We start from the raw sequence: 20,554 nt of genomic DNA on the forward strand, positions 1-20,554 counted from the left end.
CGCAGCTTTTTTCCTTCATTCAATTGAACGAGGGCTGGTCAGCGCAGGGAAAATGAATCTACCCTCAAGGCTCGTCCAGCCAGAAACGGCCGCCATGTCAGCCTTGATTGAAGCTTTTTTTGACCCCGCCTCGTCGACCTACAGTTATGTCGTCTACGAACACGATGGCGGGCACTGCGCAATCGTCGACCCGGTGCTCGACTACGAACCGGCCGCAGGGCGCACGGCAACCGTTCAGGCAGACAAGATCATCGATTTTGTCCGCGCACACCAGTTGCAGGTGCAATGGCTGCTGGAAACCCACGCCCACGCGGACCATTTCTCCGCGGCTTGTTATTTGCGTCAGGCACTGGGCGGCAAGATTGCCATCGGCCAATCGATCAGCAAGGTTCAGGGGGTGTTCAAAGGCTTGTTCAATCTGGAACCGGAATTTGCCGTGGACGGTTCGCAGTTCGATCACCTGTTCGCGCCGGACGAGTCGTTCAAGATCGGCAACCTCAAGGCCACGGCGTTGCATGTGCCCGGCCATACCCCGGCCGACATGGCCTATTTGATCGACGGGGACGCAATTCTGGTGGGCGATACGCTGTTCATGCCGGACGTGGGCACTGCGCGCTGCGATTTTCCGGGTGGGAATGCCAATCAGCTGTTCGCGTCGATCCAGAAACTGCTGGCCTTCCCCGCGAGCGTCAGCCTGTATGTCTGCCATGACTACCCGCCTGAAGGCCGGGGCCCCAAGTGCATGACCACAGTGGGCGAACAGCGCAAAAGCAACATCCACGTCCATGATGGCATCGACGAAACAGCCTTCGTCGCCATGCGCACCAAGCGTGATGCCGGGCTAGGCATGCCGACGCTTTTACTGCCGGCGATTCAGGTGAACGTGCGGGCGGGCAATCTGCCCCCGCCCGAAGATAACGGTGTCTCGTACCTGAAAATCCCTCTGAATAAATTCTGAAGGTTTACGACGGCTTCGCCGCCGGACGCAGCCTCGCGTTGCTCGTCAGCTGCTACGGAAGGTTCGTGTTCCCCGCCTTTGTAGCAGCTGACGAGCAGCGCGAGGCTGCGTCTGCGGTCTGTCTGGAGAAACACTGTCCCCCGTTCAGTTATTGAGCGTCAGGCCATTCGCCGGTAGCGGCAGCGCGGTTTTATAGCGCACCTGCTTGAGCGCGAAGCTTGAGCGGATGTTGGCGACGCCGGGGACTTTGGTCAGGAAATCCATCATGAAGCGTTCCAGCGACTGGATGGTCGGCACCAACACACGGATCAAATAGTCCGGGTCGCCGGCCATCAAATAGCACTCCATCACTTCCGGGCGATCCGAGATCGCCTCTTCAAAATGCGCCAGCGCTTCCTCCACCTGTTTCTCCAGGCTGACGTGGATGAACACGTTGACGTGCAGCCCCAGCAGGTCGGGATCCAGCAGGGTCACTTGCTCGCGAATCAGGCCCAATTCCTCCATCGCCTTGACCCGATTGAAGCATGGCGTCGGCGACAGGTTGACCGAGCGAGCGAGGTCGGCGTTGGTGATACGGGCGTTCTCCTGGAGGCTGTTGAGAATGCCGATATCGGTACGGTCCAGTTTGCGCATGAGACAAAACCACCTGTTTTTTATGTTTATGCAGATTTTTTATCCTCAAATGATCTTCAGCGCAACGAAACAGAGATAAATATTCTTCTGGGGCCGGCCTATGATTGTTGTAGGACAAGATTCCTTTTACCGAAGGAAATCCTGTCAGCTCACTACAAGAAATTCACAAGATCGAGCGTAGAAGCCATGAACCAAGCGTACGAACCGCTGCAACTGCACGTTCCCGAACCATCGGGTCGTCCTGGCTGCAAAACCGACTTCTCCTACCTGCGTCTGACCGACGCCGGCACGGTGCGCAAACCCGCCATCGACGTTGAACCTGCCGAAACCGCCGATCTGGCCAAGGGCCTGATTCGCGTGCTCGACGATCAGGGCAATGCCCTTGGCCCATGGGCTGAAGGCGTGCCTGTCGAGGTCCTGCGCAAAGGCATGCGCGCCATGCTCAAGACGCGGATCTATGACAACCGCATGGTCGTCGCCCAGCGTCAGAAGAAAATGTCCTTCTACATGCAAAGCCTTGGCGAAGAAGCCATCGGCAGCGGCCAGGCCCTGGCCCTGAACGTCGATGACATGTGCTTCCCGACCTACCGCCAGCAAAGCATCCTGATGGCACGCGACGTGCCAATGGTGGACCTGATCTGCCAACTGCTGTCCAACGAGCGCGATCCGCTCAAGGGACGTCAGCTGCCGATCATGTACTCGGTCAAGGACTACGGTTTCTTCACCATTTCCGGCAACCTGGCGACCCAATTCGTACAAGGCGTGGGCTGGGGCATGGCGTCGGCGATCAAGGGCGACACTAAAATCGCCTCGGCCTGGATCGGTGATGGCGCTACCGCCGAAGCCGACTTCCACACCGCACTCACCTTCGCACACGTTTACCGGGCGCCAGTGATTCTCAACGTCGTCAACAACCAGTGGGCCATCTCCACGTTCCAGGCGATTGCCGGTGGCGAAGCGACCACCTTCGCCGGTCGCGGCGTCGGCTGCGGGATTGCCTCCCTGCGGGTCGACGGCAACGACTTCGTCGCCGTTTATGCCGCCTCTGCCTGGGCCGCCGAACGTGCGCGCCGCAACCTCGGCCCGACCATGATCGAATGGGTCACCTACCGCGCCGGCCCTCACTCCACCTCCGATGATCCGTCCAAATACCGTCCTGCCGACGACTGGAGCCACTTCCCGTTGGGCGATCCGATTGCGCGCCTTAAGCAGCATCTGGTGAAAATCGGCCAGTGGTCGGAAGAGGAGCACGTCGCCGTCAGCGCCGAACTGGAAGCCGAAGTCATCGCCGCACAGAAGGAAGCCGAGCAGTACGGCACCCTCGCCGGCGGTCAGATTCCGAGCGCCGCGACCATGTTCGAAGACGTCTATAAAGAGATGCCGGAGCACTTGAAGCGCCAGCGTCAAGAGTTGGGGATCTGACATGAACGACCACAACAATAATATCGAGCTGGAAACCGCCATGACCACGACCACCATGACCATGATCCAGGCCCTGCGCTCGGCCATGGATGTGATGCTTGAGCGTGACGACAATGTCGTGGTGTTCGGCCAGGACGTCGGCTACTTCGGCGGCGTGTTCCGCTGCACCGAAGGCCTGCAGACCAAATACGGCACCTCCCGGGTGTTCGACGCGCCGATCTCCGAAAGCGGCATCGTCGGCGTTGCCGTCGGCATGGGCGCCTATGGCCTGCGGCCGGTGGCTGAAATCCAGTTCGCCGACTACGTCTACCCGGCGTCGGACCAGATCATTTCCGAAGCCGCCCGCCTGCGTTATCGCTCGGCCGGCGAGTTCACCGCACCGATGACCCTGCGCATGCCTTGCGGCGGTGGCATCTACGGCGGCCAGACCCACAGCCAGAGTATCGAGGCGATGTTCACCCAGGTCTGCGGCCTGCGTACCGTCATGCCCTCCAACCCTTACGACGCCAAAGGTTTGCTGATCGCCTCCATCGAAAACGATGACCCGGTGATCTTCCTTGAGCCAAAACGCCTGTACAACGGCCCGTTCGACGGCCACCACGATCGCCCGGTAACCCCGTGGTCGAAACACCCGGCCGCCCAAGTCCCGGACGGTTACTACACCGTGCCGCTCGACGTCGCCGCCATTACCCGTCCGGGCAAGGACGTGACCATCCTGACCTACGGTACCACCGTATATGTGTCGCAAGTGGCCGCCGAAGAAACCGGCATCGACGCTGAAGTCATCGACCTGCGCAGCCTGTGGCCGCTGGACCTGGAGACCATCGTCAAGTCGGTGAAGAAGACCGGCCGCTGCGTGGTCGTCCACGAAGCGACCCGCACCTGCGGTTTCGGCGCCGAACTGGTCGCCCTGGTGCAAGAACACTGCTTCCACTACCTCGAAGCGCCTATCGAGCGCGTAACCGGTTGGGACACGCCCTACCCGCACGCACAAGAGTGGGCGTATTTCCCTGGCCCGTCCCGAGTGGGCGCGGCTTTGCATCGGGTCATGGAGGTCTGAATGGGCACGCACGTGATTAAAATGCCGGACATTGGTGAAGGCATTGCAGAAGTTGAACTGTCGGTGTGGCACGTCAAGGTTGGCGACATGGTCGTCGAAGATCAGGTGCTCGCCGATGTCATGACGGACAAGGCGATGGTGGACATCCCTTCTCCCGTCCACGGCAAAGTGATTGCCCTGGGCGGCGTGCCCGGCGAAGTCATGGCCGTGGGCAGCATCCTGATCAGCATTGAAGTCGAAGGCGCAGGCAACGTTAAAGAGTCGGCCCAGCCGGCGGCTGCCGCTGCCGTGAAAGAGGCACCGGTTGCGCCAGCGAAAGTGGCAGCCGTTGAGCAAAGCAAACCGGCTGCGGCCCCTCGCCCGGCTGCCGTTTGCCAGGGTCCGATGGTGGCTCGCGAGGCCGATGAGCGCCCGCTGGCCTCCCCGGCCGTGCGCAAACATGCGCTGGACCTCGGTATCCAGTTGCGTCTGGTGCGCGGCACCGGCCCTGCCGGTCGTGTCTTGCACGAAGACCTCGACACTTATCTGGCCCAGGGTCAGTCGAATGCGTCGACCGCTACCGCCGCTTACGCCCAGCGTCTCGACGAAGAGCAAATCCCGGTGATCGGCATGCGCCGCAAGATTGCCCAGCGCATGCAGGACGCTACTCAACGTGCCGCTCATTTCAGTTATGTCGAAGAAATCGACGTCACGGCGGTGGAAGAGCTGCGTGCGCACCTGAACGAAAAACACGGTGCTACCCGCGGCAAGCTGACCTTGCTGCCGTTCCTGGTCCGCGCCCTGGTCGTCGCCCTGCGCGACTTCCCGCAGATCAACGCCCGTTACGACGACGAAGCCCAGGTCATCACCCGCCTCGGCGCCGTACACGTCGGCATCGCCACCCAGGCCGACATCGGGTTGATGGTGCCGGTGGTGCGGCACGCCGAAGCCCGCAGCCTGTGGGATAGCGCTTCCGAAATCTCACGCCTGGCCACCGCCGCGCGCAATGGCAAGGCCAGTCGCGATGAGCTGTCCGGCTCCAGCATCACCCTGACCAGCCTCGGCGCCTTGGGCGGAATCGTCAGCACGCCGGTACTGAACCTGCCGGAAGTGGCGATCGTCGGCGTCAACAAAATCGTCGAACGCCCGATGGTCGTCAAAGGCCAGATCGTGATTCGCAAGATGATGAACCTCTCCAGCTCCTTCGATCACCGCGTGGTCGATGGCATGGACGCGGCGCAATTCATCCAGGCTGTACGTGGCCTGATCGAACAACCCGCCACGCTGTTCATGGACTCTTTTTAACTGGAGCAGACATGCAAACTTTGAACACCACGCTGCTGATCATCGGTGGCGGCCCCGGCGGTTACGTGACGGCGATCCGTGCCGGCCAACTGGGCATTCCGACCATTCTGGTGGAAGGCGAATCCCTGGGCGGTACCTGCCTGAACATCGGCTGCATTCCATCGAAAGCGCTGATCCACGTCGCTGAACAGTTTCACCAGACACAGCACCACAGCCAACACTCGGCGTTGGGCATCAGCGTATCGGCACCGACCCTCGACATCCGCAAGAGCGTTGAATGGAAGGACGGCATCGTTGATCGCCTGACCACCGGCGTTTCGGCACTGCTGAAAAAGCACAAGATCCAGGTCATACAAGGCTGGGCGAAGGTGATCGACGGTAAAACCGTCGAAGTCGGTGACACACGCATTCAGTGCGAGCACCTGGTGCTGGCCACCGGATCGAAAAGCGTAAACCTGCCGATGCTGCCGATCGGCGGGCCGGTCATTTCCTCCACCGAAGCGCTGGCGCCGACGTCCGTGCCAAAACGGCTGATCGTGGTCGGTGGCGGTTACATCGGGCTGGAACTGGGGATCGCCTATCGCAAGCTGGGCGCTGACGTCAGCGTGGTCGAGGCTCAGGATCGCATCCTGCCGGCTTACGATGCCGAACTGACTCAGCCGGTGCATGACGAACTGAAAAAGCTCGGGATAAAGCTTTACTTGAAACACAGCGTTCAAGGCTTTGATTCTCATAGCAATACACTTCAGGTTCTGGCGCCTGGCGGCGACACCTTGAACCTGGAAACCGATCAGGTGCTGGTGGCGGTTGGCCGTAAACCCAATACCCAGGGCTTCAACCTCGAAGCGTTGAAACTGGACATGAACGGCTCGGCGATCAAGATCGACAACCGTTGCCAGACCAGCATGCGCAACGTCTATGCCATCGGCGACCTGAGCGGCGAACCGATGCTCGCGCACCGGGCCATGGCTCAGGGCGAGATGGTGGCCGAGCTGATCAGCGGCAAGTCCCGCGAATTCAACCCGACCGCTATTGCAGCCGTGTGCTTCACCGACCCGGAACTGGTGGTGGTCGGCAAGACCCCGGACGACGTCAAAGCGGCGGGCCTGGACTGCATCGTGTCGAGCTTTCCGTTTGCAGCCAATGGCCGGGCGATGACCCTGGAGTCGAAAAGCGGCTTCGTACGGGTGGTCGCTCGTCGGGACAATCATGTGATTGTCGGCTGGCAGGCGGTTGGCGTGGGTGTCTCGGAGTTGTCGACGGCGTTTGGCCAGAGCCTGGAAATGGGCGCCCGGCTGGAAGACATCGCCGGCACCATCCATGCGCACCCGACGCTCGGCGAGGCCGTGCAGGAAGCCGCGCTGCGCGCCTTTGGCCACGCATTGCATCTGTGATTCAGCACGATTGATGACGGCAGGGATGGCCCCATCGCCAGCAGGCTGGCTCCCACAGTTGGAATGCATTCTCCTGTAGGAGCCAGCCTGCTGGCGATTTCTTGAGACCAACTCGATTTATCTGCCCGTCATCCGATAGTCCGGGGGCAGGCGGGCTCCCACAGTTGGAATGCATTTCCCTGTGGGAGCCAGCCTGCTGGCGATTTCTTGAGACCAACTCTATTTATCTGCCCGTCATCCGATAGTCCGGGCTGCGAAACAGGCCCGGAATGAAGTATTGTTGTCCCCATCCAGAAAAACGTCAGAAGCCTTGAACCGTTTCGGCGGTTGTTAAGTGATAGAGGGTGTCATGGGTAACGAAAGCATCAATTGGGACAAGTTGGGTTTTGACTACATCAAGACAGACAAACGCTATCTGTCGCACTGGAAAAATGGCGAGTGGGACGCGGGCACCCTGACCGAAGACAATGTGCTGCACATCAGCGAAGGCTCCACTGCCCTTCACTATGGCCAGCAATGCTTCGAGGGCCTGAAGGCCTATCGTTGCAAGGACGGCTCGATCAACCTGTTCCGTCCGGATCAGAACGCCGCACGCATGCAACGCAGCTGCGCTCGCCTGCTGATGCCACAGGTGTCCACCGAGCAGTTCGTCGAAGCCTGCAAGGAAGTGGTTCGTGCCAACGAGCGTTTCATCCCGCCTTACGGCACCGGCGGCGCGCTGTACCTGCGCCCGTTCGTGATCGGCGTGGGTGACAACATCGGCGTGCGTACCGCTCCCGAGTTCATCTTCTCGATCTTCTGCATCCCGGTCGGCGCTTACTTCAAAGGTGGCCTGACCCCGCACAACTTCCTGATCTCCAGCTACGACCGCGCAGCCCCACAAGGCACCGGTGCAGCCAAGGTCGGTGGCAACTACGCCGCCAGCCTGATGCCAGGTTCCCAGGCCAAGAAAGCGCACTTCGCCGACGCCATCTACCTGGACCCGATGACCCACACCAAGATCGAAGAAGTCGGTTCGGCCAACTTCTTCGGGATCACCCACGACAACAAGTTCGTCACCCCGAACTCGCCGTCGGTGCTGCCGGGTATCACCCGTCTGTCGTTGATCGAACTGGCTAAATCGCGTCTGGGTCTGGAAGTGGTTGAAGGTGACGTGTTGATCGACAAGCTGTCGGACTTCAAGGAAGCCGGCGCTTGCGGTACCGCTGCCGTGATCACCCCGATCGGCGGCATCAGCTACAACGACCACCTGCACGTGTTCCACAGCGAAACCGAAGTCGGCCCGGTCACCCAGAAGCTCTACAAAGAGCTGACCGGTGTGCAGACCGGCGACGTCGAATCCCCAGCGGGCTGGATCGTCAAGGTGTGACCTGACACTCGTGGCATCGAAGCCCTCCATCGCACTGGCGATGGGGGGCTTTTTTATGCGCCCGTGCCTCGTTCGTCCGCACCCGACATGATCCGCTTGCCTCCCCTGCCCTTGATGCCACTGGCCTGTCCGTCCTGCTGCTTGCCGGTACGTGCCTGGGTGATCAACCCGGGAATCAACGCACCCTCTGGCAGGTTCTTCCAGAACCGCGCCGGCAGGTGTCCTTGCATGACTTTCGGGTTCAGACGAGCCGGGTTGAAGGTGTGACTGTAGTACGTCAACCACATCGTGCCGTGCGGGTCGTCGGCGTTCTGCGCCAGTTGTTGCCATTCAACCGGACAGCGGCGTTGATGAATCAGCTGCTCGCCATCGTAGTAAACCCCGTCCCGTGGCGTCGCGATCATCCAGCGATGACGGCCCATGCGCCCGATGAAGTGCTCGCTGGCCCGGTGCAGGATGTCGTGCGCCGGTTCGTGCCACGCGACGTACTGCGGCCCTTCTTCCTGCGGCGTTGCAACGAAGCGGACAAATGCATGCAGATGATGAGATTCACGCTGTATCTGTTTGATTCTTCTTTGAAATTCACTGCCAAGCTTGTCACCCGCCAGCATCGCCGTGCGATCACCATGGCTGACGCGCCACAGCACTTCGTACAGCAGGCTCCAGCGCTGGTCACCGCGATAACACGCGGCACGCTCAAGGGTATCCAGCAGCGTTCGCGGAATGCGCGCCTGAAACGGACCCTGTGTGTCCGGCAGCCCCTCGTCGCTGGCAAACAGGTCTGCCACCCCTTCATTGGCCCAACTGACCAGGCTCGGGTCCACCTCATGGCTGAGCAGCCAACGGGCTTGCTGTCGCCACGTGTCGAACAGGTCGTCGCAATCGAGGGTGATCATCCCCACAACCCCATTTGCTGCGGTTGCGGGCGGTCGCGTAACTGCTGGTACAACAGCTGACTGGTGACCTCCGCCTGCTGCGGGTGGTAATCACTGGTGATGAAAAACGGCTTGGCCTTGGCCAGCACGCAGCGCATTCGGGCCAGGTCTTCATAGCGGATACGGCGCTGTTGGCGCAATTCCACCAGGCGCTCGGTGGTGCGAAGGCCGATGCCGGGAATCCGCGAGATCAACGACGCCTCGGCGCGGTTGAGGTCCAGCGGAAACACTTCTCGATGCTCCAGGGCCCAGGCCAGTTTCGGGTCGATGTCGAGCGCCAAGTGCCCCGGCCCCTTGAACAGTTCCCCGGCGGTAAAGCCGTAGCTACGCAACAGAAAATCGGCCTGGTACAAGCGGTGTTCGCGCATCAGCGGCGGTGCCGCCAGGGGTACGCTTTTCGGGCTGTTGGGGATCGGGCTGAACGCCGAGTAGTAAACGCGGCGCAATCGATAGTTGCCGTACAGCGCCTGAGCACTGTGGAGAATGGTGCTGTCGTCGGTGTCATCGGCGCCCACGATCATTTGCGTGCTCTGCCCGGCCGGGGCGAACTTTGGCGCTCGGGGTTCGTTGAGGGCGGTCTGCTCGCCGGTGTAGATGGTCTGCATGGCTTGCTTGATCGAGCCCAGTTGTTTTTCAGGGGCCAGGGTTTGCAGGCTGGCGTCGGTGGGCAGTTCGATGTTGACGCTCAACCGATCGGCATAGCGCCCGGCTTCTTCGATCAGCGCCGGGTCGGCTTCAGGAATGGTCTTGAGATGGATGTACCCGCGAAACTCATGGTCTTCACGCAGCAATTTGGCGACACGGATCAACTGCTCCATGGTGTAGTCCGCCGAGCGAATGATCCCCGAGCTGAGAAACAGTCCGCTGACGCAATTGCGCCGGTAGAAATCTAGGGTCAGCGTCACCACTTCTTCCGGCGTGAAGCGCGCGCGGGGCACGTCACTGGAGCGACGGTTGACGCAATACTGGCAATCGTAGAGACAGAAGTTGGTCAGCAGGATCTTCAGCAACGACACACAGCGCCCGTCCGGCGTATAGCTGTGGCAGATGCCCATGCCGTCGGTCGAGCCCAGCCCGCGCTTGCCCTCGGAGCTGCGCTTCGGCGCGCCGCTGCTGGCGCAGGACGCGTCGTACTTGGCGGCGTCGGCGAGAATGCTGAGCTTGTCGATGAGTTCCATGGGGCACGCCTTATACTGTGTGGATATACAGTATAGAGACAACGACTCAGACACAAGCCATCAACACGCCGGTGATCGGATTCAGAAAAGGGCTCGCGCCCGCCATGCAAGGTCTCCCCCTCTCGAACCGTTAAATGCTAATTACTGATTACCATCTGTTTTTATATGCATATTTTTAATAATTAGCTTAGATCGAACCGGTATTTCCAAGTCTCTGCTTAGATCTTTAAGGTAACCCTACCGCCGGCCCAATGCCGATCCGGTTGATCGAGACGAGCACACGCCGCTCACGCCCCCACTCATTCCGCGTCAAAACGCCCAAGCGGCGCACGGAGCTCAATCGGCCCGCTGCTGCCTGGCGCGTGCGAACAATTTGAACAATGGCCTCTCCATGCGTGCAGCTTCCCGTTTTGTCCCTGCCAAGGCTCGCCAGCGCCTGCCTTATTTTGCCCCGTGCCTGCTGGCGCTGGCATTACCGTCGAGTTTTACCTGGGCGGACAGTACCGACCCGGACAGCGAGAAACGCCTTGATACGGTAACGGTCGTGTCCACCGGCAACCGTGGCAGCCAGCGCACCGTCGCCGACAGCCCGGCGCCTATCGATGTGATCAGCAATGAGCAACTGACCAAGACCGGCAAGACCAACCTCAAGGACATCCTCGGCGCCTTGATCCCGTCGCTCAACTTTCCCTCACGCAACATCGGCGGCACGTCCTGGCTGGTGCCCGGCTTCACGATGCGTGGCTTGAATGGCGACGAAGCGCTGGTCCTGGTCAACGGCAAACGCCGGCACAACACCGCCGTGATGAACAACCAGGCGCGCCTGGCCAACGGCGGCACCCCGGTCGACCTCGACCGGATTCCGGTGTCGCTGATCGACCACATCGAAGTCCTGCGCGACGGTGCCTCGGCGCAATACGGTTCCGATGCGATTGCCGGCGTGATCAACATCATCCTCAAAACCAAGGACAACGGCGGTACGTCGGACACGACCACCGGGCAGACCTATTCCGGTGACGGTTTCGTGCTCAACCAGCAGACCAACTACGGTGTGGCGTTGCCCAACGATGGCTTCCTCAACTTCTCCATCGATGCCAAGAAGAGCGAGCGCACGTACCGAAACGAGGTGGCGACCTCGCGGCTGTACCCGCTGGTCAATGGTCGTCCCGACCCGCGTGAAGCGACCGCCGACCGGCACTTCTATGGCAAGTACTACGGCAACCCCGACGAGCGCACCGTGGACACCGGCTACAACCTTGAGCTGCCGCTGCCCGATGACCTGCTGTTTTATTCCTTCTCGACTTTCAGCTACAAGGACGCGGCGTCCTATACCGGCAGCGTGCTGCCCAACAGCGTACGAAACATCGAGTCGGTCTACCCCAACGGCTTTCTCGGCGAGCGCGGTATCTATGAGCGTGATTACCAGGTGGCGGCCGGCCTGAAAGGCGCACTGCCCTTTAACGGTTGGGAACAATGGTCGTGGGACGCCAGTTCGACCTACGGCGAGGATCACGCGAATTTGAATGGCCTGACCGGCCTCGCAGCGTCTTTCGGGCCGACCAGCCCGACCTCGTTCCACCTGTCCACGCAAACCTTCAACCAGTGGACCAACAACCTCGACTTCAGCCGCCACTTCGACGTCGGGTTGCCAAAACCGCTGGACGTCTCGTTGGGCGTCGAGCACCGCCGGGAAGAATTCAAGGTTGAGTCCGGCGACCCCGAGGCGTATCTGCTCGGCCCTTACACCACGCCGGCCGGCGTCCATCCACCCGCGGGCGGTGGCATTTACAGCGCCTTGACCCCGGATGACGCGGGCGACATCTCGCGCAACAGCTATGCCGGTTATGTCGACCTAGGCACCAACATCACCGAAAAATGGTACACGGGCCTCGCCGGACGTTTCGAACACTACGACGACGCGTCGGGCAATACCGCCATCGGCAAGCTGACCACCCGTTATGAACTCACCCCGGAATGGGCCGTTCGCGGCACTTACAACACCGGTTTCCGCGCGCCGTCCCTGGCGCAGATCAACTACTCGACCACCGCCGCGACCGCCACGGTCAACGCCGACGGCAGCTACAACCAGTTCTATACCAAGCTATTGCGGCCGGATTCTCCCGAAGCACGTGCCCTGGGCGCAGAGCCGCTGAAGCCGGAAAAATCGCAGAACGTCAGCGTGGGCGTGGTGTACCAGCAAGGGCCGGACCTGCGCGTGACCCTCGATGCGTACCAGATCGAGGTCAAGGACCGCATCGTGCAAACCGGCCTGCTCACCGGGCCCGCCGTGTCAAACGTGCTCTTGAGTGCCGGCCTGAACCCGGATCTCGCCGGTCAGTACTACACCAACGCGGTGGACACCCGCACTCGGGGCGTTGACCTGGTCGGCGAATACACCCAGCACCTGATCAACGGCTGGGGCAAGGTCAACTGGAGCGCCGCCTACAGCTGGAACCGCACCACCATCCTCGATATCGCCAATACCCCGGCGCAGCTTTCGTCCCTGGGCAACACCCTGTTTGACCGTCAGAAGCAGGCCGACCTGACCAAGGCCTTGCCGCGCGACCGCATTGCCCTCAACGGTTTGTGGAGCGTGAACGACTACAACGTGAACCTGCGCCTGACCCGCTACGGCAGCTACACCGAAGTCAGCACCCTGCCGATCAACGACCGCACCTTCAGCCCGAAATGGATCACCGACCTGGAAGTGTCCAAGGACCTGACCAAGTCCCTGAGCCTGGCGCTGGGCGCCAACAACCTGTTCGACAAATACCCCGACAAGATCGGCGTGGTCAGCCCCGACAACGGCGCCGGCCAGTACGGCATCTTTTCGCCGTTCGGCATCAACGGCGGCTTCTATTACACCAAGGTTTCCCTGCGCTTCTAACCCGCAACATGAGCTCCGATACTTTATCCAGAAAAGGAAATGGCCATGACCAACAGACAGATCAAACTGGGCGCCGTACCGACAGGCGCCGGAGGACCAGGACACCACAAACTGTGGCTGGACCCGGCGATTCCGGCCGACGCCAGTGTCAGCATCGACTGGTACATCGACATCGCGAAGCAGGCCGAAGCGGCCCGATTCGATTTGATTTTTATTGTCGACAGCCAGTTCATCACCGAGCATTCGCCGCCGCATTACCTGAACCGGCTTGAGCCGCTGACATTGCTGTCGGCGCTGGCCGTGGTCACCCGGAACATTGGATTGGTCGGCACCCTGACCACCTCCTACAACGATCCCTACAACGTGGCGCGGCGTTTCGCCTCCTTGGACCTGATCAGCAAGGGCCGCGCCGGCTGGAACGTCGTGACCAGCGGCGACGCCGGGACGGCGGGCAATTACGGCAAGGACGAGCACTACGATTACGACACGCGCTACGGTCGCGGCCTGGAGCACGTCCAGGTCGCCCAAGGCTTGTGGCACTCCTATGAGGACGATGCCTTCCCGCGTGACCGCGAGACCGGCGTGTTTCTCGATACGAGCAAATTGCGTCCGTTGCATCACAAAGGCACTCACTTCTCCGTGGTAGGCCCGCTCAACATCCAGCGCTCCCCCCAGGGGCAGCCGGTGATCTTCCAGGCCGGCGACTCCGAACAGGGTCGCGACCTCGGTGCAACGATTGGCGACGCCATCTTCACCCACGCCCCGACCCTGGAGCGAGGCCAGGCGTTCTATCGGGACATCAAGGAGCGGGCCGCGCGGCTGGGGCGCAACCCTGACGACGTGCTGATTTTGCCGGGCGTGCAGATCTACGTCGGCGATACCGATGAGCAGGCCCGGGCAGCAGAGTTGCATTACCACGAGGTCGATCACGGTTTTGATGAGGCGCTTGCGGAGTTCGGACGATCCTTTGGCTGGCATGACTTCCGCCAGTACGATCTGGACGCGCCATTTCCGGTGGCCGCGCTCGAGTTCGCCCGGAACAGCTTTTTCACCCGCTCCGAACAGATTACCCAGCTCGCCGTGAGCAAAGGCTTTTCCCTGCGCCAGACCGTGGAGTTTTTCACTGGCTTCAAGCCGGGGCCTTTTGTGGGCTCACCCGAGACGGTGGCCAACGAAATGATTCGCTGGTTCGAAGGCCGGGCGCTGGATGGGTTCAATGTGCACATTGGCCATCCCGAACAGTTCAAACGCTTCACCGAACAAGTGATCCCCATTCTTCAGGCTCGCGGGCTGTTCCGCACCGAGTATGAAGCGACGACCCTGCGCGGCAACCTGGGGCTGCCGATCCCCTTGCATCAGGCCAGACTTTATCGGGAGTAATGCAGCGGACCGGCAAGACCATAAGGCCGCGAACTCAGGAATGAGTTCGCGGCCTTATGCGTTGTTCGCCAGTGCTTCGCGCAGTTCGTGGCGGCGTGCGCGGTCGGCGGCGCCGCTGGTCAGCGTCGGGGCGGAGCCCACCAGCAATTGCGTGTAGGGATGCTGCGGATGCCGCAAAACCTGCATCGTAGGGCCCGACTCGACAATGCGGCCCTGATAGAGCACCGCAATGCGGTCGGCAATCCCGGCCACGGAGCCCAGGTCATGGGACACGAACACCTGGGCAATGCCGCGCTCGCGACCCAAAGTCTTGAGCAATCGCAACATCTGCACACGGCTGGCTGAATCCAGCGCACTCACCGGCTCATCCAGCAGCAACAACGCCGGCTCAAGCACCAGCGCCCGGGCGATCACCACGCGTTGCCGCTGCCCCCCGGAGAGCGCCCGGGGATTTCTCTGCGCGATAGCGGCGTCCAGTCCGACGCTGTGCAACGCAGCCGCCACGCGCTCGTTGATTTGCCCGTGATTGAGTTTGCCTTGTATGTGCAAGCCCTCCGCCACTGAGTCGCTCACCGACAGGTCCGGATCGAGACTTTGCAGAGGGTCCTGAAACACGTATTGCAGCCGGCCAGTGCGCCGAAAATCGCGCAATGCACGCCCCTTCAGTGCGCTGATCTGCACCTGGGCAAAATCTATCGAGCCTGCGCTTACCGGCACGGCGCCCAAAATCGAGCGCACCAGCGTGGTCTTGCCCGAACCTGTTTCGCCGATCAGCCCGATGGTTTCGCCCGCGAACACATCGAAGTCGATTGAATGCAGGACGCGCTTTTTTCGGGCGCCGAAGCCATAACTGACTTCAATCCCTCGCAGGCGCAGCAGCGGGTTCGCTTGCGGGTTGTGTTCATCAGGCATTTTCAAGTTCCCGTTCGAGAAACCGTTCAAGCCCGTATTCCTGATGATTGTCCACCAGGGATCGGGTGTAGGGGTGTTTCGGATCAGCGAGCACCTGCGCCGTGGTTCCGGCCTCGATGATGACCCCGTGGCGCATGACGATGACGCGATCGCACACCTGCGCCACAACCGCGAGGTCGTGGGAGACCAGAATCAGCGCCAGGTTCAGTTCGCGCTTGAGCTCTGCCAGAAGGTCGAGCACCTCGGCCTGGACGGTGACGTCCAGCGCCGTGGTTGCCTCATCGGCGATCAATAATTCAGGGCCCGCCGACACGGCAATCGCGATCAGCACCCGTTGCAACATGCCTCCCGACAGCTCGAAAGGGTATTGGTAATAAACGGCTTCGGGGTTGCGCAGCCCTACTTTCGCCAATAGCTCGAGACCGCGCTTGCGTGCCTCCGAACGGGACAGCGACAGGCACGCACGCAAGGCTTCGGCCAGCTGCCGACCGACCGGAATCGAGGGGTTCAGATAAGAAGCCGGGTCCTGGAACACCGCCGAAATCCGCGTGCCCCGAAGTGGCTTCCAGCCGCGCCGACTCAAGCGCGTCAAATCGGCGCCCCGGTACAGAGCACTTCCAGCGGTCACTTCCAGCCCCGCCGGTAAAATGCCCAGCAAGGAATGGCAGGTCAGGGACTTACCGCTGCCGGATTCGCCGACGATCCCCAAGGTTCCCCCCGCGTGCAGTTCGAAACTGACGCCATGCACCAGCTGCTTGGAACCTACGACGCCGACGTGCAAATTGCGCACGGACAACAGAGGCTCAGGCCGACCTGGGGGTGGGACATTCAGATGGCTAGGCATCGGCAGTCTTCCTTACATCCAAAGGACGCTTGTCCAGATTGACCGGTTCACGGCGAGCCACCGGTTTTTTTCGACGGCGACGGGTCGCCCTTTGCTCAGGCACTCGTTTGCCACCGACATCCCGCAGAACATCAGCCAGGGCATTCAGCGCCCATACCGTGGCGATGATGATCCCGGCGGGTGCGAGGGGACCGTAGGGACGGTCATAGAGGTTCTTCAGATCCGTCGCCAACAACCCGCCCCACGTGGGTTCCGGAGGCACCACACCGATCCCGAGGAAGGTCAGCGAGGCGACAATGGCCAGGCAGGCACCGGTCATGGATGCGGTGGTCACGGCCACGGCAGGTATGACCTTCAGCCACACATGGCGTACGATAATCCACCCGGTCGAGGCGCCCATGAGCAGCGCGGCCTCCACGTACTGGGCGTTGTACGCCGAAAGTGCCGCGGCCCGGCTGACCCGGAAGAACGCCGGCGTGATGAGAATGCCCACCGCAAACATCGCCTGCACCAGGCCATTGCCCAGCAGCGCGGTCATGGCGATGGCGAACACCAGAAAAGGCAGGGTGATCAGCGCATCGATGAAACGCAGGGAAATCCACTCAAAGGTCCGCCCCAGGTAAACCGACAACAACCCCGGCACAACCCCCAGCACAAGCCCGATCACCACGGACTGCAGCGCGGCCAGCACAGAGAGCGTTGAGCCTGCCAGCAGTCGACTGAAGACATCCCGGCCCAGGCCGTCAGTTCCCAGCCAATAATGGGCGGAGGGTCCCTGGAGCATGGCGTTGGTGTGCTGCGCCAAAGGGTCCTCGGGCGCCAGCAACGGCCCGAACGCGGTGAGGAATGCGACGATGGCGAGCACGCCGAAGGCGGCCTTGGCGCTGGGATAGACCCAGACTCGTCGTAATAAGCCGGTCATGATCTTCGCCTCGAAGCAGGCTGCAAGGTGCCCTGCATAATATTGATGAGAATGTTCGCCGCCAGCACGAACGCAATCGAAACCACCAGCGTGCCCTGGACCACGGGAACATCCCCGCGCAGGGCCGAATCGGCGGACAGCATGCCCAGGCCCGGCATGGTGAAAATGGTTTCAGTCACCACCGCGCCACCGAGCAGCGTGGGGATCTTCATCCCCAGGATCGACAGCGCGGGGGCGGCGCCATTACGCAACACGTGGACAAACAGGATTCGCGGCCAACTGAGACCGCGAACGATGGCGCCAGTGACGTAGTTTTCCGAGAGGGTCGACACCAGGCCGGTGCGCAGCTGCCGAGCCAGTTCGGCCGCGACATCGACGCTCAAGGCAATCGCCGGCATGGTGATCAGCTTCAGCCAGACGCTGAAGTTTTCACTGGGCGAGACGTAACCCGCCGAAGGTAGCCAGCGCAGCCAAAGGCTGAAGATCAGGATCAAGCCGATGGCCACGACAAAGGCCGGGAGCGTGGAAATGACCGTGGTCACTCCCGTGATCGCCCGGTCAATCCAGCGCCCCTCATAGACCGCCGCCAGAATGCCCAGCAACACGCCGAAGACGATCCCGATCACCAACGCCAGGCCTGCGACGGACAGGCTGACGGCCAACCTTTGCTGGATCAATTCCGAGACGTGGACCTGATTGAACCAGGAATTGCCGAGGTCGCCGGTAAAGATGCCCTGCATCCACGACAGGTATTGCTGGAGCAGCGGCCGGTCGAGCCCGAGCTCTGTGTTGATCTGCGCGATCATCTCGGGCGTCGCGCTGTCGCCGGCGATACCGGCCGCGGGGTTGAGACCGCTCGCCGCGCCCAGCGCGAAGGTGATCAAGGTCGAGAACAGGAACACCGGCAGGATAATGCCGATGCTGGACAGCACCCAGCGCACGAAGGTTTTGGCATGACGCCAGCGAATCGCCCAAGGGCCTGGCGGGATCATTGGACCGTCACACCTTCCCAGCGGACCTGGGACGGCTGGATGTTCAGGTTTTTCAGCTTCTGGTTCGAGACCAGCACCCATGGATTGGCGTAGATGTAATTGGTCGGCGACTGCTTGACCCCGATCTCTTCAGCGGCCCACAGCACGCGCTGATAGTTCGGGTCATCGAGCGGCGTCCGGCGAACGGTGCGCAGCGCGTTGATGAACTCGTCACTGGCATGGGGGCCGCTCAGGTTCATGATGCCGTCCGGACCATAGACCGCCAGCAGGTTCTGCACCGGCGACTCTCGACCGATGGTGCCATCCAGCGCCAACTGCGGCGTCTTGGCCAGGTAGACCTCGCTTTGCCAGGTTGAAGAACCCGGCGGCACCAACTTGATGACCGACTTGACGCCGACTTTTGCCAGCTGGGATTGCAGGAGCTCCGCCGAGTTTTCCTCAGCCAGAGCGTTGTTGGTGATGACAATCGACAGCTGCCCTGGCCCGTAGCCCGCCTCGGCCAGCAGCTTGATCGCCCGGTCCGGGTCGTAGCTCCAGAGTTTTTCAACCTCCGGGTTGAACGCCAGATGCCCCTGAGGGAACGGCTGATGCACGATCGACGCCGTGCCGGCCGTAATCACATCGATGAACTCTTGCCGATTGAAGGCATAACGAAAGGCTTCGACCACCTTGGGATTATTGAACGGCGCCTTGTTCAGGTTGATCGAAATGTCCCGGACCGACAGCGACGGTGCGATGGTGACATTCAGCCCCGAGGCCTGGGCTTCCTTGACCTTTCTGGCAGGCAACGTGGCCAGGTCGATCGAACCGGACAACACGCTGGGCACCAGGGTTGATGAGTCCGGGGTCACCGTCAGTTCGAGCCGGTCAATGTGGATGTTGGCGGCGTCCCAGTAGTCGGGATTTTTAACAAAATAGGCGTGGGATTCGGTCACGAAATCCACCATTTTGAAAGGCCCCGCCCCCACCGGCCACAGGCTCAGTTTGCCGAGGTCCTGCTCAGCCGCCGCAGGACTGGAAATCGCCCCCGTGCGCCCCGCCAGCAAGTAAGGAACCTGATAGTTCGGCTCGCTCAAATGCAGGGTGACCTTTGTCGCACCCTCCGTGCTGATGCTCTGGACTTCCGCGAGCTGATCCTTGAGGAACGAGTTCTTCTGATTCTTGCCACGCTCGAAGAACGCCTTGACCGCGTTGGCATCAAGCGGCGTGCCATCGGTGAATTTCAAGCCATCGCGCAGTTCGAAGGTGATCAGGGTGCCGTCTGCACTGTAGACCCAGCTTTTCGCCAACGAGGGCTGCACCCCTCCCGCGTTGTCCAGCCGTGTCAACGACGCATAAGGAAGGCTGATGGTGTTGATGTCCGCACCGGTTCGACTGGTCACCGGGTCCCATGAGGTGGGAAGCGTATAGGCCCACTTCACGGTTGCAGGCTTACTGGCCACCGCTTGAGCCTGGCCTTTTTCGCTGTTCTCCGATGGCGAGCACGCGGCCAGAAGCCCGAGGCCGGCCATCACCAGGAGTACTTTGGCTATTCGGTGTTTTCCATTGATCACACGGCCACTGGCGGGCTGGTGCCAAGTGCGTGAGGTATCCGTCAGGTGTTCGCAGAGGCTAGCGTTCATACGGCGAGATTCCAGGCGTCGAGAGATGTCAGAGATGACATCCGCCTGAAAAGCGGTCTGCCTTTGATGACGATATGTGCATAAAAGGCGGATTGAAAGTATTTATTAGTTATAAGCTAATATGCGGATAACTGATGCAGAAGGTAAAACGTATAAACAGTTAGCATTTATTGGCGCGACGGGGTGCACCTGTCGCACTCACCGGAGATTCCACATCGACGCGAATTTCAGAACGGTCCTACATCAGTCGAATGCCCGTTCATATAGCGTCCGCATCGCAACAAACAGCCTCGACACTCAATGAGCGGTTGCAGACAGAACTTGATCTCTTCACAGGGACGCGGGAGTAAAAAGTGAGCCTTATCTATAAAGACCCATCAGTGAGCCATGATGAAGCAATAACGTTACTTGCCAGCGGCGTAAGTACGAAGGTTATCGTGGGATTGATCTCTATTGGTCTGAATGAAACAGATCGAATCTGGGCTGAGAACATCTGCCTCCAGTACCTTGCGAATGAGGATGAAGCCGTTGCAGCCTCGGCCATCAAGGCTCTTGGTCATATCGCTCGCAGGCATAGCGAACTGGATAAGGAAACGGTCCTTGCGGCGCTCGAGGCCCTCAAGAAAAAATTCCCGTCACTAGAAGGCGTTATTGCGGACACGCTTGACGATATTGAAATATTCACCTGAACCGTCAAGCATTCCAAGACAGAACAAAGTGGCAAGGGATCTTGCACCCTCGCCACAAGCTCAATTCATTGCG

Annotated in this window: 17 protein-coding genes; 9 read left to right on the forward strand and 8 right to left on the reverse strand. The window is 60.8% G+C overall.

Features of this window, described 5'->3' with window-relative positions:
• Positions 1-94: 94 nt before the first annotated feature.
• Positions 95-958: an MBL fold metallo-hydrolase gene (locus tag EJA72_RS20690; protein ID WP_157713227.1), complete on the forward strand. Its 864-nt coding sequence runs from the start codon at positions 95-97 to the stop codon at positions 956-958.
• Between the two features lie 144 nt (positions 959-1,102).
• Here EJA72_RS20690 and bkdR read toward each other — a convergent pair whose 3' ends face one another.
• Complete coding sequence (gene bkdR, locus EJA72_RS20695; protein WP_157713228.1) at positions 1,103-1,591, reverse strand: Bkd operon transcriptional regulator BkdR; 489 nt, start codon at positions 1,589-1,591, stop codon at positions 1,103-1,105.
• A gap of 186 nt (positions 1,592-1,777) precedes the next feature.
• On the opposite strand from bkdR, the gene EJA72_RS20700 reads away from it, so the two are divergent.
• The 5 genes from EJA72_RS20700 (at position 1,778) to EJA72_RS20720 (ending at position 8,120) form a co-directional block, all read left to right on the forward strand.
• Positions 1,778-3,013, forward strand: coding sequence for a 3-methyl-2-oxobutanoate dehydrogenase (2-methylpropanoyl-transferring) subunit alpha (locus EJA72_RS20700; RefSeq protein WP_157713229.1), 1,236 nt, complete (start codon positions 1,778-1,780; stop codon positions 3,011-3,013).
• A gap of 1 nt (position 3,014) precedes the next feature.
• The gene (locus EJA72_RS20705) at positions 3,015-4,073 is read left to right on the forward strand and encodes an alpha-ketoacid dehydrogenase subunit beta (protein WP_157713230.1); all 1,059 of its coding nucleotides are present in this window, start codon (positions 3,015-3,017) and stop codon (positions 4,071-4,073) included.
• Entirely contained in the window at positions 4,074-5,357 is a 1,284-nt protein-coding gene (locus tag EJA72_RS20710) for a dihydrolipoamide acetyltransferase family protein (RefSeq protein WP_157713231.1), read from the forward strand.
• Between the two features lie 11 nt (positions 5,358-5,368).
• Positions 5,369-6,751, forward strand: coding sequence for a dihydrolipoyl dehydrogenase (gene lpdA / locus EJA72_RS20715; protein WP_157713232.1), 1,383 nt, complete (start codon positions 5,369-5,371; stop codon positions 6,749-6,751).
• A 349-nt stretch (positions 6,752-7,100) separates the two neighbouring features.
• Positions 7,101-8,120 carry a branched-chain amino acid aminotransferase gene (locus EJA72_RS20720; protein ID WP_157713233.1) on the forward strand — a complete coding sequence of 340 codons (1,020 nt, stop codon included), beginning with the start codon at positions 7,101-7,103 and terminating at the stop codon, positions 8,118-8,120.
• Positions 8,121-8,173: 53 nt separating this feature from the next.
• Here the strand turns inward: EJA72_RS20720 and EJA72_RS20725 are convergent, their stop codons facing one another.
• On the reverse strand, positions 8,174-9,016 hold the full coding sequence (locus EJA72_RS20725; RefSeq protein ID WP_157713234.1) for a TIGR03915 family putative DNA repair protein: 843 nt from the start codon (positions 9,014-9,016) through the stop codon (positions 8,174-8,176).
• Positions 9,013-10,233, reverse strand: a complete 1,221-nt coding sequence (locus tag EJA72_RS20730; RefSeq protein WP_157713235.1) for a putative DNA modification/repair radical SAM protein — start codon at positions 10,231-10,233, stop codon at positions 9,013-9,015. The genes EJA72_RS20725 and EJA72_RS20730 overlap by 4 nt, the downstream gene beginning before the upstream one ends.
• A 391-nt stretch (positions 10,234-10,624) precedes the next feature.
• On the opposite strand from EJA72_RS20730, the gene EJA72_RS20735 reads away from it, so the two are divergent.
• Both EJA72_RS20735 and EJA72_RS20740 read left to right on the forward strand, forming a co-directional pair.
• Positions 10,625-13,120, forward strand: coding sequence for a TonB-dependent siderophore receptor (locus EJA72_RS20735; protein WP_157713236.1), 2,496 nt, complete (start codon positions 10,625-10,627; stop codon positions 13,118-13,120).
• Between the two features lie 45 nt (positions 13,121-13,165).
• Positions 13,166-14,500: an LLM class flavin-dependent oxidoreductase gene (locus EJA72_RS20740; protein ID WP_157713237.1), complete on the forward strand. Its 1,335-nt coding sequence runs from the start codon at positions 13,166-13,168 to the stop codon at positions 14,498-14,500.
• Positions 14,501-14,554: 54 nt separating this feature from the next.
• Here the strand turns inward: EJA72_RS20740 and EJA72_RS20745 are convergent, their stop codons facing one another.
• From EJA72_RS20745 to EJA72_RS20765, 5 genes are read right to left on the reverse strand one after another with little or no spacing between them, the layout of a single operon-like run.
• Positions 14,555-15,412 (reverse strand): ABC transporter ATP-binding protein, encoded by an 858-nt coding sequence (locus EJA72_RS20745; protein ID WP_157713238.1) that lies wholly within the window; start codon positions 15,410-15,412, stop codon positions 14,555-14,557.
• Positions 15,405-16,202: an ABC transporter ATP-binding protein gene (locus EJA72_RS20750; RefSeq protein ID WP_372240727.1), complete on the reverse strand. Its 798-nt coding sequence runs from the start codon at positions 16,200-16,202 to the stop codon at positions 15,405-15,407. Before EJA72_RS20750 ends, EJA72_RS20745 begins: the two co-directional genes overlap by 8 nt.
• Before the next feature lie 46 nt (positions 16,203-16,248).
• Positions 16,249-17,178 (reverse strand): ABC transporter permease, encoded by a 930-nt coding sequence (locus EJA72_RS20755; protein WP_157713240.1) that lies wholly within the window; start codon positions 17,176-17,178, stop codon positions 16,249-16,251.
• Positions 17,175-18,170 (reverse strand): ABC transporter permease, encoded by a 996-nt coding sequence (locus tag EJA72_RS20760; RefSeq protein ID WP_157713241.1) that lies wholly within the window; start codon positions 18,168-18,170, stop codon positions 17,175-17,177. Before EJA72_RS20760 ends, EJA72_RS20755 begins: the two co-directional genes overlap by 4 nt.
• On the reverse strand, positions 18,167-19,792 hold the full coding sequence (locus EJA72_RS20765; RefSeq protein WP_218574379.1) for an ABC transporter substrate-binding protein: 1,626 nt from the start codon (positions 19,790-19,792) through the stop codon (positions 18,167-18,169). The genes EJA72_RS20760 and EJA72_RS20765 overlap by 4 nt, the downstream gene beginning before the upstream one ends.
• Before the next feature lie 353 nt (positions 19,793-20,145).
• Between EJA72_RS20765 and EJA72_RS20770 the strand changes: the two genes are divergently transcribed.
• Positions 20,146-20,481 (forward strand): hypothetical protein, encoded by a 336-nt coding sequence (locus EJA72_RS20770; protein WP_178129493.1) that lies wholly within the window; start codon positions 20,146-20,148, stop codon positions 20,479-20,481.
• The last annotated feature ends 73 nt before the right edge of the window (positions 20,482-20,554 follow it).

This window comes from Pseudomonas sp. PB120 (genome assembly GCF_009761815.1).
Taxonomy (GTDB): Bacteria; Pseudomonadota; Gammaproteobacteria; order Pseudomonadales; family Pseudomonadaceae; genus Aquipseudomonas.

What these genes read in the sequence shown, in the direction of transcription:
- EJA72_RS20690 (WP_157713227.1), top strand. Translation starts at nt 95, where the DNA reads ATGTCAGCCTTGATTGAAGCTTTTTTTGACCCCGCCTCGTCGACCTAC.
- EJA72_RS20720 (WP_157713233.1), top strand. Translation starts at nt 7,101, where the DNA reads ATGGGTAACGAAAGCATCAATTGGGACAAGTTGGGTTTTGACTACATC.
- EJA72_RS20710 (WP_157713231.1), top strand. Translation starts at nt 4,074, where the DNA reads ATGGGCACGCACGTGATTAAAATGCCGGACATTGGTGAAGGCATTGCA.
- EJA72_RS20755 (WP_157713240.1), bottom strand. Translation starts at nt 17,178, where the DNA reads ATGACCGGCTTATTACGACGAGTCTGGGTCTATCCCAGCGCCAAGGCC.
- EJA72_RS20730 (WP_157713235.1), bottom strand. Translation starts at nt 10,233, where the DNA reads ATGGAACTCATCGACAAGCTCAGCATTCTCGCCGACGCCGCCAAGTAC.
- EJA72_RS20765 (WP_218574379.1), bottom strand. Translation starts at nt 19,792, where the DNA reads ATGAACGCTAGCCTCTGCGAACACCTGACGGATACCTCACGCACTTGG.
- EJA72_RS20700 (WP_157713229.1), top strand. Translation starts at nt 1,778, where the DNA reads ATGAACCAAGCGTACGAACCGCTGCAACTGCACGTTCCCGAACCATCG.
- lpdA (WP_157713232.1), top strand. Translation starts at nt 5,369, where the DNA reads ATGCAAACTTTGAACACCACGCTGCTGATCATCGGTGGCGGCCCCGGC.
- EJA72_RS20725 (WP_157713234.1), bottom strand. Translation starts at nt 9,016, where the DNA reads ATGATCACCCTCGATTGCGACGACCTGTTCGACACGTGGCGACAGCAA.
- EJA72_RS20745 (WP_157713238.1), bottom strand. Translation starts at nt 15,412, where the DNA reads ATGCCTGATGAACACAACCCGCAAGCGAACCCGCTGCTGCGCCTGCGA.
- EJA72_RS20735 (WP_157713236.1), top strand. Translation starts at nt 10,625, where the DNA reads ATGCGTGCAGCTTCCCGTTTTGTCCCTGCCAAGGCTCGCCAGCGCCTG.
- EJA72_RS20760 (WP_157713241.1), bottom strand. Translation starts at nt 18,170, where the DNA reads ATGATCCCGCCAGGCCCTTGGGCGATTCGCTGGCGTCATGCCAAAACC.
- bkdR (WP_157713228.1), bottom strand. Translation starts at nt 1,591, where the DNA reads ATGCGCAAACTGGACCGTACCGATATCGGCATTCTCAACAGCCTCCAG.
- EJA72_RS20740 (WP_157713237.1), top strand. Translation starts at nt 13,166, where the DNA reads ATGACCAACAGACAGATCAAACTGGGCGCCGTACCGACAGGCGCCGGA.
- EJA72_RS20705 (WP_157713230.1), top strand. Translation starts at nt 3,015, where the DNA reads ATGAACGACCACAACAATAATATCGAGCTGGAAACCGCCATGACCACG.